10 protein-coding genes, 2 tRNA genes, 1 other RNA gene and 2 pseudogenes are annotated in these 12,963 nt (G+C 71.1%); 6 read left to right on the top strand and 9 right to left on the bottom strand.

Annotated elements, in window-relative coordinates; all coding sequences use genetic code 11:
- Positions 1-23: 23 nt before the first annotated feature.
- Positions 24-99: transfer RNA gene (locus ACFYZQ_RS35135), tRNA-Gly, on the top strand.
- 41 nt (positions 100-140) lie between these two features.
- Here the strand turns inward: ACFYZQ_RS35135 and ACFYZQ_RS35130 are convergent.
- The 6 genes from ACFYZQ_RS35130 to ffs all read right to left on the bottom strand — a co-directional run bounded on the left by ACFYZQ_RS35130 (position 141) and on the right by ffs (position 8,904).
- Positions 141-1,040, bottom strand: a complete 900-nt coding sequence (locus ACFYZQ_RS35130) for a phosphoribosylaminoimidazolesuccinocarboxamide synthase (protein WP_389156880.1) — start codon at positions 1,038-1,040, stop codon at positions 141-143.
- Between the two features lie 125 nt (positions 1,041-1,165).
- Positions 1,166-2,677, bottom strand: a complete 1,512-nt coding sequence (locus ACFYZQ_RS35125) for a N,N-dimethylformamidase beta subunit family domain-containing protein (RefSeq protein ID WP_389156877.1) — start codon at positions 2,675-2,677, stop codon at positions 1,166-1,168.
- Positions 2,678-2,972: 295 nt separating this feature from the next.
- The gene (locus ACFYZQ_RS35120; RefSeq protein WP_389157042.1) at positions 2,973-4,760 is read right to left on the bottom strand and encodes a hypothetical protein; all 1,788 of its coding nucleotides are present in this window, start codon (positions 4,758-4,760) and stop codon (positions 2,973-2,975) included.
- A gap of 284 nt (positions 4,761-5,044) precedes the next feature.
- On the bottom strand, positions 5,045-6,307 hold the full coding sequence (gene purD, locus ACFYZQ_RS35115) for a phosphoribosylamine--glycine ligase (RefSeq protein ID WP_389156874.1): 1,263 nt from the start codon (positions 6,305-6,307) through the stop codon (positions 5,045-5,047).
- Positions 6,308-6,412: 105 nt separating this feature from the next.
- Complete coding sequence (locus tag ACFYZQ_RS35110) at positions 6,413-8,737, bottom strand: DNA polymerase III subunit gamma and tau (protein WP_389156871.1); 2,325 nt, start codon at positions 8,735-8,737, stop codon at positions 6,413-6,415.
- A 70-nt stretch (positions 8,738-8,807) separates the two neighbouring features.
- An RNA gene (ffs, locus tag ACFYZQ_RS35105) (signal recognition particle sRNA small type) lies at positions 8,808-8,904 on the bottom strand.
- A gap of 72 nt (positions 8,905-8,976) precedes the next feature.
- On the opposite strand from ffs, the gene ACFYZQ_RS35100 reads away from it, so the two are divergent.
- Together ACFYZQ_RS35100 and ACFYZQ_RS35095 are read left to right on the top strand one after the other, a co-directional pair.
- Positions 8,977-9,064 (top strand) — tRNA-Ser (locus ACFYZQ_RS35100).
- Between the two features lie 161 nt (positions 9,065-9,225).
- Positions 9,226-9,597, top strand: a complete 372-nt coding sequence (locus ACFYZQ_RS35095; RefSeq protein WP_389156868.1) for a hypothetical protein — start codon at positions 9,226-9,228, stop codon at positions 9,595-9,597.
- Here the strand turns inward: ACFYZQ_RS35095 and ACFYZQ_RS35090 are convergent.
- Both ACFYZQ_RS35090 and ACFYZQ_RS35085 read right to left on the bottom strand, forming a co-directional pair.
- Positions 9,572-9,779 (bottom strand): annotated as a pseudogene (locus tag ACFYZQ_RS35090) (site-specific integrase); the annotation flags it as partial. The gene ACFYZQ_RS35095 and the pseudogene ACFYZQ_RS35090 sit on opposite strands and share 26 nt — an antisense overlap.
- 39 nt (positions 9,780-9,818) lie before the next feature.
- Positions 9,819-10,433, bottom strand: coding sequence for a TetR/AcrR family transcriptional regulator (locus tag ACFYZQ_RS35085; protein ID WP_389156865.1), 615 nt, complete (start codon positions 10,431-10,433; stop codon positions 9,819-9,821).
- Between the two features lie 110 nt (positions 10,434-10,543).
- On the opposite strand from ACFYZQ_RS35085, the gene ACFYZQ_RS35080 reads away from it, so the two are divergent.
- Together ACFYZQ_RS35080 and ACFYZQ_RS35075 are read left to right on the top strand one after the other, a co-directional pair.
- A complete protein-coding gene (locus ACFYZQ_RS35080) occupies positions 10,544-10,804 on the top strand; it encodes a hypothetical protein (RefSeq protein WP_389156862.1) in 261 nt (86 codons plus the stop codon).
- A gap of 40 nt (positions 10,805-10,844) precedes the next feature.
- A pseudogene (locus ACFYZQ_RS35075) lies at positions 10,845-11,015 on the top strand (IS5/IS1182 family transposase); the annotation flags it as partial.
- 563 nt (positions 11,016-11,578) lie between these two features.
- Here ACFYZQ_RS35075 and ACFYZQ_RS35070 read toward each other — a convergent pair.
- Entirely contained in the window at positions 11,579-11,878 is a 300-nt protein-coding gene (locus ACFYZQ_RS35070) for a putative quinol monooxygenase (protein ID WP_389156860.1), read from the bottom strand.
- A gap of 851 nt (positions 11,879-12,729) precedes the next feature.
- On the opposite strand from ACFYZQ_RS35070, the gene ACFYZQ_RS35065 reads away from it, so the two are divergent.
- A complete protein-coding gene (locus ACFYZQ_RS35065; RefSeq protein WP_389156857.1) occupies positions 12,730-12,939 on the top strand; it encodes a hypothetical protein in 210 nt (69 codons plus the stop codon).
- The last annotated feature ends 24 nt before the right edge of the window (positions 12,940-12,963 follow it).

The following is a 12,963-nucleotide window of genomic DNA, read 5'->3' as shown; positions in this document are numbered from 1 at the left end:
TTGCTCTCGCGCCACGGCGCAACGCGGACGTAGCTCAGTTGGTAGAGCGCAACCTTGCCAAGGTTGAGGTCGCGAGTTCGAGCCTCGTCGTCCGCTCCAGTGAGAAGGCCCCCGGTTTCCACCGGGGGCCTTCTCCGTTCCTACGCCCAGCGGACGCCCGTCAGCCGCTCGTACGCCTCCACGTACTTCCCGCGGGTCGCCTCCACCACCTGCTGCGGCAGCGCCGGCGGGGGCTCCTCACTCTTGCGGTCCCAGCCGGACTCGGCGGAGGTCAGCCAGTCGCGGACGAACTGCTTGTCGTACGACGGCTGCGCGCGGCCCGGCTGCCACTGGTCGGCCGGCCAGAAACGGGAGGAGTCGGGGGTGAGGACCTCGTCGGCGAGCACGAGCGTGTCGCCGTCGAAGCCGAACTCGAACTTCGTGTCGGCCAGGACGATCCCGCGGTCGCGGGCGATGTCACGGCCGCGGGCGTACACGGCGAGGGTGGCCTGGCGCAGCCGGGCGGCGGTGTCGGCGCCGACCTTGCGGGCGACCTCCTCGTAGGAGACGTTCTCGTCGTGGTCGCCGACCGCGGCCTTGGTGGCCGGGGTGAAGATCGGGGCGGGCAGCTCGGAGCCGTCGACCAGGCCTTCGGGGAGGGCGAGGCCGCAGACCGTGCGGGACTCCTGGTACTCGGCCAGGCCGGAGCCGGTGAGGTAGCCGCGGGCCACGCACTCGACCGGAACCATGCTCAGGGACTTGCAGACCAGGGTGCGCCCCTGCCAGTCGGCGGGGGCGCCGGCCGGCAGCGCGGTGCTCAGCACGTGGTTGGGGACGAGGTCGGCGAGCTGGTCGAACCACCACAAGGAGAGCTGGGTGAGGATGCGTCCCTTGTCCGGGATCTCGGTGGGCAGGACCCAGTCGTAGGCGGACATGCGGTCGCTGGCGACCATCACGAGGTCACCGGCCTCGTTCTGGTACAGGTCGCGCACCTTGCCGGTGTGCAGGTGCACCAGCCCCGGAACCTGGATCGGCTCGGGCTTTTCTACGAATCCGGACACGGTTCCTCCCCGTGGTTTGGTCCAGCCTCGATTGTCCCGTATCGGACACGGGTCGCGGACGGCGGGTCGGTCGCGCTTTCGAACAGCGGTCGGTCACAGCGGTCGGTCACCCTCGCGGACAGCGGTCAGTCGCGTTTGCAGATACGGTCCAGCAGATTGGCCGTGGCCCGCTGGATGCGGGGGTCGACGTGGCCGGGGCGGTCCAGGGCCGGGGACCAGGCGAAGGTGCCCGAGGCGAACACCAGGGCGCCGGAGGTGGCGCGGTACAGGGACGTCTCCTGGTGCCTCAGGACTCCGTCGCCGTCCGTGTACGGGGAGTGGGCGAGCAGGATGCGCTCCTCGTGCTCGGGCAGCGGGGTGCGCGGGAAGTACCGGTCGGCCTCGCCGGCGACCATGCCCTCGATCTCGTCGCCCTCCTGCGCGCCCGTCGCCTCCCACAGCCAGTGGTCGGCGTTGCGCACGACCAGGGGGTGCGGCTCGGGGACCCGGCCCGCGTACTGGATGCCGACCAGCTGCTGCTCGGGGCGGTCGATCTCCCGCCAGAGCACGGGCCTGCCCGGGCCCTTGCGTTTGCGGCAGGTCAGCAGGCGGTCGGGGACGCCGGAGGGGGACGGGCCCAGCTCGACCTGCCAGTACATGGTGTTGGCGGAGAGGAAGACCAGCGATGTGCCGTTCTCCCGGGCCAGCTCCACCGTGCGGCGCATCTGCGTCGACCAGTACTCGTCGTGGCCGGGGAAGACCAGGCCCCGGTAGCGGGTGGGGTCGACCCGGCCGGCGTGCAGGTCGCGGGCGTCGGCGTAGGCGATGTCGTAGCCGTAGCGCTCCGCCCAGCGGATGAAGTCGTAGGCGTGACCGACGTGCAGGGGCAGTCCCGCGCCCGCGTACGGGCGGTCGAAGGACACCGTGGTCGCGGCGTCGGCCTCGCCCAGCAGACGGCCCTTCTCGTCCCAGGCGTGGTAGAGGCTCGCGCCGGTGTGGCCGTCCTCCGGGTACAGGTTGTAGGCCTGCCAGGTGATGTCGGGCAGGAGCAGGAGCAGGTCCGCCGGGTGGTTGTCCCGGACGGTGAACGGCACGTGGGAGCGGTAGCCGTCGGCCGTGGTGAGCACCGCGACGTACGCGCCGATGCTCCAGTACGACGGGACCTGCAGTCGCCAGGACAGCCACCAGTGATGGCAGGAGACCGTGCGGTCGGCGGTCAGCGGCGGGGGCTGGACGATGCCGGACAGCCGGGGACTCGTGGTGATCTTGGCGGCGCCGTCGCCGCCGTAGTGGCCGATGCGGTAGATGTCCACGCCGAACTGCTGGGGCGGGTCCACGGTGATGTGGAAGTCGAGGGACTCGCCGGGTGCGACCGCGCCGGCGGAGGTGAACCCCTTGATCTGACGGTGCACGTCGTCGGCGGAGCGGGGACCGCCGCCGGAGGCCCGGGGGGCCGGGACCCGTGCGGTGCTCCTGCCGGTGCCGGCCGTCGGCGGGTGCTGCCGGGTCGTGTCCACGTACCAGGGGACGACGTGTCCCGTGTCGTCGAAGTACGTCTCGCTGCCGCGCAGCCAGGGGACCGGGCCCAGTCCGAAGGGGTCCGTGACGGCGTGCGCGAGTGCTCCCGACTCCCAGCGGCGAATGTGGTCCGAAGCCATGGCCGCTCCCCTCCCTCGTGCCCCCGTGGTCTCGTCTGTGCGACTGGCCCGTGCGTCGTGGTCCGTGCGTCGCGGTCTGTGCGTCGTGGTCCGTGCGACGCGTTCCGCGACGTGTCCGTGTGAACTGGTGTGCGTGGCTTGCCGGTTGGTCTGTGTGTCTGTCGTATGTCGTACGCCCTTGCCATGTGCGCGTTCGGTCCCAGCACAGCACATTCGACACGCGTATGGTCACTATTCGTTGCGAATTGACCTGAACTGGAAGAGCCGACTCCGGTACGGCCGTCCAGCCGGCTCGTCAGACCAGCCGTACCGGCTTCTCCGGGCGTATCCCCGACTCCACCAGCCAGGCGCGCAGCGGGAGCGGGTCTCCCTCCTCGATCAGGCTGAGCACCCGGGCGGAGAGGTCGGCGGCCCTCTCGCCGTGGACGAGCAGCGAGGGACCGTCGAGCCAGTCCAGCCCCGGGCTCGCGCCCGCCGTGTCGACCGCGGCGCAGCACACCATCGCCGTGACGTGCTCGGCGAGCAGGTCGCGGGCGGTGCGCGGGGGCTGGAGCGGGAACAGGGGCAGCGCGTCGTCGTCCCACAGGGCGGTGTCGGAGCCCTGACCGGCGCCCGCACCGGCCGTCGGCGCCGGGTCCGGCCCGGTGGCCTCCTCACGGGCCACCTCGGCGCTGAGCCTTGCGGCGAGCGAGGCGCTGCGCTCGTTCAGCGGCTCGCCGTCCGCGGGTGCGTAGCGCGGGTCGCCCGCGGACGCGAAGCGCGGGTCGTCGGCCCGACAGCCGTCCGGCTCGGTGACGGCGGGCGGCGGGGGCGGCGGGCACGACAGGTGGTCCAGCACCCGCGACAGCGTCGGAGCGGGGGAGGCGGTGGCGGCGGGGGCGGAGCGGACGCCCAGGGAGTCCAGGACCCGGTGGAGACGGGCCGCCTCGGTGCGCCAGGTGCGGTCGACCACTTCCTCCGGGTACTCCTGCCAGTCCACCGGCGCCCAGTCCGGACCGGACTCGGCGGGGCCGCCGTGGAAGAGACGGGCGGCGAGCAGGGAGGCGGCCTCGTCCACCAGGCCGGGCTCCTCGAGCAGGTCACAGGCGGGGCGCTCGCCCAGCCGGGAGGCGAAGCCCTCGGCCAGTCGGTCCCGCCGGGACAGCTCGGTGAGCGCCGCGACGACACCTGCGTCCAGTCGCGAGGGCCAGCGGCCCATCCGCCAGGCGGGCAGTGCCACCCGGGTCAGCAGCCGGTCCCAGCCCGCGTACGCCAGCCCCACCTGCTCCTGGGCGACGATCCGCAGCCCGTAATCCACAGCCTGTGCACGCTCGGCGGCGGCCGCCGCGACCGCGCGCTCCATCAGGGCCGCGTGCTCCCGGCAGCCGCGCAGCAGCATCCGGGCCACCCAGCCGAGCCCCGCGCACACTCCTCGGATCATCGCGCAGCGGCCTGGCGTCGACGCCACCGCCACCGCCGCGTCCAGCCCCCGTACGAAGCGGCGGGCGGCCGCTATGTCCGGATGCGCCGAGGGTCCCGTACCGGCCACGACCGGGGCGAGGACCGCCCGCAGTTCGCCGACCCGCATCCACCACAGGAACGGGGAGCCGATGACGAGGACGGGAGCGACGGCCGTACGCCGATGGTGGCGCCGCCCCGGTCCGGCTATCTCGTCGCCGGACTCGGGCGGCGGCGGGCCGTGGGCCGGATGGGTGCGGTCCTCCAGCCAGCTGTCGCAGTCCGGCGTGATCGCTATCGCGGACGGCGCGGGCACGTCGAGGCGGTCGGCGAGGTCGCGCACCATGCGGTACAGGTCCGGCGCGGACTCCTCGGGGACGGACACCGTGGGGCTCACCGCGGGCCGGGCCCGGACGACGACCAGGGCTATCCCTGCGGCGGCGAGCAGCACCACCAGGGCCAGCGCGCTCACCACCCAGCGGGCGACGTCCCAGCCGTGGCCGACGAGGTGGCCGCTGGAGCCTCCCGCCAGCAGGATCACGGCGGCCGCCGCGGGCAGCACGGCGACGGCGAGCCCCCGGCCGCGCACCCGCAGCACGGCGAGGGCCCGGGACCGCGCGGCCTGCGCGCCTGCCTCCATACCCATACCGGTCACGACCGGACCTCACCCCCTCCGTGCTGTCCTCGCGCTGTCCTGGCGTTGCTCACTCCCCCACTGTGGCACCCCCCAGTGACATCGCAATGCCGGTGGGCCAAGTGCCGGAACGCTTGCGCCGCACCCTAGTTGGGGCCTGGGCCCCCGTCAGCCGGATAGGGCATCGGTCACTCGATGGAATGGCTTTGGTCAGAGGTGGATGACACACAGCAACGACCTGGCCCCGGATTCGCTCCGGGGTCAGGTCGTTCGCAAAGGGCTCTTGACCGGTGGCTTTACGCGCCCGCCGCGTCCGCCGCGGCGTTCGCCGCGATGTCCGAACGGTGCTGGGAGCCGTCCAGGCGGATGCGGGCCACAGCGGTGTAGGCCCGGTCCCGCGCCTCGGCCAGGTCCCGGCCGGAGGCCGTCACGGAGAGCACGCGTCCGCCCGCGCTGAGGACGGCGTCACCCTCGCGCCTGGTGCCGGCGTGCAGGACGTAGGCGTGCGGGGCGTCGAGGGCCGTCACCTCGTCGAGGCCGGTGATCGGGTCGCCGGTGCGCGGGGTGCCGGGGTAGTTGTGCGAGGCGACGACCACGGTGACCGCCGCTTCGTCGCTCCAGCGCAGGGGAGCCAGGTGGGAGAGGGTGCCGTTCGCGGCGGCGAGCAGGACGCCGGCCAGCGGCGTCTTCAGACGGGCCAGGACGACCTGGGTCTCGGGGTCGCCGAAGCGGGCGTTGAACTCGATGACCCGCACACCCCGGCTCGTGATCGCCAGACCGGCGTAGAGAAGGCCGGAAAACGGCGTGCCCCGGCGGCGCATCTCGTCGACGGTCGGCTGCAGGACGCTCTGCAGCACCTCGTCCACCAGCTTCGGGTCGGCCCACGGCAGCGGGGAGTACGCGCCCATGCCGCCGGTGTTCGGGCCCTCGTCGCCGTCCAGCGCCCGCTTGAAGTCCTGGGCGGGCTGGAGCGGGACGACGGTCTCGCCGTCGGTGATCGCGAAGAGCGAGACCTCCGGGCCGTCGAGGAACTCCTCGATGACCACCTGCTCGCAGCCGGCCGCGTGGGCCTTGGCGGCCTCCAGGTCGGAGGTGACCACGACACCCTTGCCCGCGGCCAGCCCGTCGTCCTTGACGACGTACGGGGCGCCGAAGGCGTCGAGGGCTTCGGCGACCTCGTCGGCGGTCGTGCACACGTACGAGCGGGCGGTCGGCACACCGGCCGCCGCCATCACTTCCTTGGCGAACGCCTTGGACCCCTCGAGCTGCGCGGCCTCCCGCGAGGGGCCGAACACCGGGACGCCCGCCTCACGGACGGCGTCGGCGACACCGGCGACCAGCGGGGCCTCCGGGCCGATCACCACGAGGTCGGCGCCCAGCTCGGTGGCCAGCGCGGACACCGCGGCGCCGTCGAGCGCGTCGACCCGGTGCAGCTCGGCGACCTCGGCGATGCCGGCGTTGCCTGGGGCGCAGTGCAGCGCGGTGACGTCGGGGTCGAGGGACAGGGAGCGGCACAGGGCGTGTTCGCGGGCGCCGCTGCCGATGACGAGGACCTTCACGGGGGCCAGCCTAGCTGGCGTTCCCGATGAGAGCCGGAGGGCGGGGAGGTTGTACGTTCCTACAAGCTCCTACGAACGCCTACGGACTCCGGCGAACTCCCGGGGTCACTCGTTGGAGAACTCCTCCACCACCGTCGCTCCCAGCTCCCTCACGATGAGTTCGTGTCCGGACAGGGCCGACTCGTCGAGGTCGGGGTCGTCGTCCGCGGGGATGTCGTCCTCCGGGGAGACCGGGGGCGGCTCGGGTGCGGGCGTCGGCCGGGAGGCGGGCGCAGGAGAGGCCGCCGGAGCCGAGGGCCGGGCCTGCGGGGCGCCCTGGCCCGGCTGCGGGGCGGCCGGACGCTGCGGGTTCGCGGCGCCGGAGCCGCCGTAGCCACCACCGGCACCGCCTCCGCCGTACCCGGAGGGACCTGAGGATCCGAATCCTCCGGGTCCGCCGGCGGGCGGGGGTGCGGAGCCGCCGGACCCGCCCGAGGGGTCGACGAGGGCCTCGATCTTCCACTGCACGTTGAACTGCTCGGCCAGCGCCTGCCGCAGCACGTCCTCGCTGCCGCTGCTCGCGAAGTTGTCGCGGGCACCGGCGTTGACGAAGCCGAGCTGAAGGGTGGTGCCGTCGAAGCCCGCGACCTGGGCGTTCTGGCTGAGCAGGATCCAGGTGAAGCGGCGGCGGTTCTTGACGGCCTCCAGGATGTTCGGCCAGAGCATGCGCGGGTCGGGGCCACCGGCGGGAGCGGGGGCCGAGGGCGCGGGGGCCGCCTGCGGGGGTGTCGCCGGAGCGGGTGCCGGGGCCGCCGGGGCCGGGGCGGGCGTCGGTGCACCGGCCGCCGCCGGTTGTCCGCCGCCTGCCGGGGTGGCCGTGGGCCAGCCACCGGGCCGCCGGCCGCCACCCGCCGGAGCCGCGGTGGGCCAGGCGCCGCGCGCCGGAGTACCCGCCGGTGCGGGCGGCGGGGCCTGCTCGCCGGGCGGGGGCCCGGCCGGAGCCTGCTGGGGCGACGGTGAGGGCGCGGGCGACGGTGAGGGCGCGGGCGACGGTGAGGGCGCGGGTGAGGGGGACGGCGTAGGTGCGGGAGGCGGCGTAGGTGCGGGAGGCGGAGCCGCGGGCGCCGGAGCCCCGGCGGCACCGGAGCCGGCGCCCCCCTGCCCCCGGACGGCCGCGCGAGCCGCCGCGGCACCGCCGCCCGGCGGCACCTGCACCCCGCCACCGCCCGTGTGGACGTCGGGCGCGGGCACGTACCCCGCGGCAGGCGCACCGGCAGGCGCGGCGGAGAAGCTGACCCCTCGCTCCAGCCGGTCCAGCCGGGCCATGACGGAGCGCTCGTCGCCGTACGCGGCGGGCAGCAGCACGCGCGCGCAGATCAGCTCGAGCTGGAGGCGGGGCGAGTTGGCGCCGCGCATCTCGGTCAGGCCCTCGTTGACGAGGTCGGCGGCCCGGCTGAGCTCGGCGGCGCCGAAGGTGCCGGCCTGGGCCTGCATGCGCTCGAGGACATCGGCGGGGGCGTCGATGAGCCCCTTGCCGACGGCGTCCGGCACGGCGGCGAGGATCACCAGGTCCCGCAGCCGCTCCAGCAGGTCGGCGACGAACCGCCGCGGGTCGTTGCCCCCCTCGATGACCCGGTCGACGACCTCGAAGGCGGCGGCCCCGTCCCCGGTGGCGAAGGCTTCGACGACGGAGTCGAGCAGCGACCCGTCGGTGTACCCGAGCAGCGAGGTGGCCATGGCGTACGTCACGCCGTCCTCGCCCGCGCCGGCGAGCAGCTGGTCCATGACGGACATGGAGTCGCGCACGGAGCCCGCGCCGGCCCGCACGACGAGCGGGAAGACACCCTCCTCTACGGTGATGTCCTCCTTCTGGCACACCTCCGCGAGGTAGTCCCGGAGCGTCCCCGGCGGCACGAGCCGGAACGGGTAGTGGTGGGTCCGCGACCGGATCGTCCCGATGACCTTCTCGGGCTCGGTGGTGGCGAAGATGAACTTCAGGTGCTCCGGAGGCTCCTCGACGACCTTCAGCAGCGCGTTGAACCCGGCCGACGTGACCATGTGGGCCTCGTCGATGATGTAGATCTTGTAGCGGCTGCCGGCGGGCCCGAAGAAGGCTTTCTCCCGCAGCTCGCGCGCGTCGTCGACACCGCCGTGCGAAGCGGCGTCGATTTCGATGACGTCGATGGAACCGGGCCCGTTGCGCGCCAGGTCCTGACAGGACTGGCACTCCCCGCACGGCGTCGGCGTCGGCCCCTTCTCGCAGTTCAGGCACCGGGCCAGGATCCGGGCACTGGTCGTCTTGCCACACCCGCGCGGCCCGCTGAACAGGTACGCGTGATTGACCCGGTTGTTCCGCAGCGCCTGCTGCAGCGGGTCCGTGACATGCTCCTGCCCGATGACCTCGGCAAAGGACTCCGGGCGGTAGCGGCGGTACAGAGCGAGAGACGACACGCTTACGAGGTTATAGGCGCCCACTGACAACGGTCCCCGCCCGAGCCCCCGCGGCCGGCCTCCACCGCAACGCAGACGCCCCCCACGCACCCGCCAGAGCCAACCTACCCTTGCTGCCTTCCGGCCCTGGGGGAGTTCAGTCAGATAGCGCCGCGTGAGGGGCTGCGCACAGAGTACCCGATCCCGGCCTGCGGGAACGAGTTCGCGAGCACTCCCCTCGGTCATGTAATGTTTCCGGCGGAGGATTCGCCTAGAGGCCTAGGGCGCACGCTTGGAAAGCGTGTTGGGGGCAACCCCTCACGAGTTCGAATCTCGTATCCTCCGCCAGTGCCTCACCGGGCACGATGTCGAAGGGCCCCACCGTTCGCGGTGGGGCCCTTCGGCGTTGTCCGTCTCAGCTTCCGTCTCGATTGATCGACTGCCGCTCGCTCAGCACCCAGCAACGGCCGGCTACCAAGCGAGAGGATGCGCGGATGGATCTCATAGGCATGAGCGAGCGCGAGTACTGGGCCAACGTGGCGGAGCGGCCCGGCATGTTTGTCGGGGAGGTCACACTCGCCCGCCTGGAATCGTTCCTCGAAGGGTACGGAGCCCATGCCCAGCGACACGGCGGTCCCGGGTTCGATGGCTGGCATGAGTGGCTGGTGGCCCGGCGCGGCCGCAAGTGCAACCACAACTGGATGGGGCAGGTTCGCCACATCGCGCTTCCCAATGAGCGCTGGCACTTCACGCGGCTCTCACCGGAACAGGAGAACGCGTCATCACGACACTTTTCATGCTGCTCGATGACTTCCTCGCGGAACGAGAAGGGACAGCCCGCACGCCCTGAGAGCTTCAGCCGGCCGCAGGCGGCTCCCTGAACGCTGCACCAACCTGCTGCGCGACCTTCCGGAGCATCGGCCCGGTGACGTGCATGTACCGGGCCCGCATCCGCGCCGCTCCCCCAGGCTCCCAACCCATGATCGCGTCGACCACGACATCCGGGACGCCGAGGGAGCAGGAGCACGGTCGCGGCGGTGTGGCGTGCGTCATGAAGAACCCCGGCGCCGGGTGCAGGATTCCGCTTTTAGGAGTGGAGGGGTCAGCTGCGGCCGGACGCGTCTTCCAGCAGGTGGTCGATGTGGCGTTGCAGGGTGGCCAGCGCGGTGGCCGGTGAGTGGTGGCCTGCCAGGACGTGGACCGTGAGGCCGTCGGCCAGGGCGAGGAGCATGTGTGCTTCGCGATCGGGGTCAAGGATCCGGGGGAAATCCTTGGTGTCCTGGCCGTAGCGGATGATCCACGCAATGAGGTCGTGAAGCTTGGCATAGGTGTCGTGCAGGACGGCGGCCAGTTTCTCGCTGGCAGGGGCATGGGCGACGAAGGCCAGCCAGACATGAGCCTGTGTCTTCGATGTCTCATCCAGCAGGGCGAGTTCGGCCAGGGTGTGGGACAGCAGGGTCGACGCGGCTTGGGGGGTGGAGGTGGCGGCGATGCGCTGGTTGGCGCGGTCGCTGACGTGCTGGGAGATGTGCTCCAGCGCGAAGAGCAGCATGTCCTCCTTGGTGCGGAAGCAGCGCTGGACAGCTCCCATGGACACGCCGGCCTGGGTGGCGACCTCGCGGAGGCTGACCGCCTCCATGCCCGAGCGTGCGATCAGGGTGCAGACCGCATCAGCGATCCGTCGGCGCCGGTCCTCGTAGTCGACCTGCCTGGGCACGGTTTACTCCTCCCCACGTTCTGATGCACTTGCATCGTATCCTGGGTGGCGGCACGATGTGATGCGATCGCATCGGAACGATGCGCGGACATCGGGAGGGAAAGCTCATCATGGCGAATCAGTTCAAGAGGCCAGACAGCAGCACAGGTCAGGGGCTGCTGTGGTTGTCCGGTGCCATCCTTGCCATCCAGGGCTTCGGCTCGGCCATCACAGAGGCCGGATGGGATACGAGTTTTGGCGTCGCCGGCCTCATGCGGGCAGCCCATATGCCCGAGTGGACAACCCTCCTGGTTGGCTTCGCGGGATTAGCCCTGCTGGGAATGGCGGCCCGCCGTCACCACACGAGGAGGCGGGCGGACCATCATCCGTGAAAGGTCCGCAGGCCAACCGGCGAGCTGAGATGTTCCGGATGTGGCTGGTGTGATCACGGCGTCGAAGCCGTCCTGGATAGCCCCGTCCTCCGGGTTGAGCCCTCGCGCCTTCGGCAAGCTGGTGACGGTTCTGCGGCGCCGGGGCGCGGACGTGGTCCGCAAGAGCCGCCCGTGGAGCCTTCCACTGGAGGACCGGGCCCTGCTGGAAGCTGTTCGGCCAGAGCGTTGAGACCGGAAGCGTCGGCGTCGCCGCCATCCTCGTTGGCGGCCTGGTTCTGGTCATGTTGATCAGGGCCGTCATGCGTGCTTCTGATCACACCGTCTCAACAGAGAGCACAAAGGAGAGCACAGGACCGGCTCCACGCCGAGATCATCACTAGCTCGGTGGGAGTCTCGTGGGCGAGTCGCCTCCTTCGGCGATCTCGAAAACCGTCGTGGCAGCGATGTCACCGTGGGTTCAAATCCCACCGCCCGCGCGATGAGCAGTGAGAACGGCCCCTGACCAGGGAGACTTGGTCAGGGGCCGCTCTCATGTTCGGCCACCGTCGCTGCCCGCTGCTCCCCGTGGTTTCCCGCTTCATCGGGCACGAGTGGGGCACGGCGCTTTACGGTTCGGCCTCATCCTTATCAGGGCGATCACAAGGGCTTGTCAACGTCGACCAACGGCCCCTGTGCCGCGGTCGATCGTCCACTGAGGTCCGGCACCGACCGCTGCTGTTCGTGCTTGTTGGTGTCAGCCGCCGGTATCAGGCACTGATGCAGTCTTGACGACGTCTAAAGTCCCAGCCCGCCCATGACAGACAACTCCCGCCTAGTGAACTCTCCCGTCAACATCGGCATCGCCTTGCCGATGGCAGCCTGCGTCTCCGTCAGCTCCAGCGAAGCATCGTGATGCTCCTTGCTCTCCCAGACCTCGGTCACCCAGATCGTCACGTCATCGTCGTTGGACACGCTGACGACGTAGAGGTGACATCCCGCCTCGCGGAGACCGTCCACCCCACTCAGCAAGATGGAGACGACTTCGTCGCGGGAACCGGGCTGGGTTTTCATCGAGGCGATGTAGCCGTAAGTCATCGCGACCCTCTCCCTGGGATAGGCCGTTCTGCCTGGACCAGGACCCTTCCATCGGCGGCCTGATGACACAAGGAAGGGAGGTCACGGCCGAACGCCCACTGAAGCTCCGCGCCCCAATACTCCAGCCGTAGATCGTGATCTTCATGGGGGAAGGGTGGCTTGGCGGAGCTGACCTGCGTCGACTAGAGCGGACCCGCTTATTACGGCGCCGACTTCCGTGAACACCTCGAAGCCGTGCTTCACGCGCTGCCCAGGAAAAGCGCGCGTGAGTCACGGGCCCTCGTGCGGGCCCTCGACAGGAAGATCCTGGCAAGGGCCAAGGTCATCCCGGCTGACAGCCCGGACGTGCCATGGTGGCGAGATCAACCCTAGGACGATGGGGGCTGCCGTCTCAGTTTCCGTCTCATTCAGCCACGTTCACGGCCGTTCATCGAGACCCCCAGCCGTCTCAACGCCGACAGCCAGCCGCCCATGAACGCAGGTGAACGCCCCCGTACGAGCGCCACCACCCCACCACCACAGTTGGAAAGCGTGTTGGGGGCAACCCCTCACGAGTTCGAATCTCGTATCCTCCGCCAGTGCCTCACCGGGCACGATGTCGAAGGGCCCCACCGTTCGCGGTGGGGCCCTTCGGCGTTGTCCGTCTCAGTTTCCGTGTCAGTTCGTTTTCGGGGGCTCCCAGAGTGCATGGGGACGCTGCCCCCGCCGGAGCCTGCCCGACGGGCCGTGTCACCGACCCCGCACCCGACAGGGCTGTCACCCGAATGGCGCAACATGACGTGCCACCCACATGGGTGAAGATCAGGCTGGCTAGTGCCCCAACCCCGGCAAATCCGCGAAAGGCGAACCACATGCGCATTCGACGAATTCTCGCCGCCGTCATCGCTACGGCAGCCCTCGCCGGACTCGGCCTCACAGGCGCCGCCGCCGCCGGCGCCGCCACGGCACAGGGCACCCCCTCTTCCGTCACGCCTTCTCAGTGCAAGCAGGCCGGCGGAACGCCCGATCTCTCCAGCAACACCTGCAAGGGCGGCATGCACAACGGGGAGGCGATCGACTGAACCCCCACAAGGCGCCCCGCGGCC

The sequence above is a fragment of the Streptomyces sp. NPDC001843 genome (assembly GCF_042891955.1).
Classification (GTDB): Bacteria; Actinomycetota; Actinomycetes; order Streptomycetales; family Streptomycetaceae; genus Streptomyces.
The sequence above is the reverse complement of the archived record's forward strand: the minus strand, read 5'-3'. Positions and strand labels throughout refer to the sequence as shown.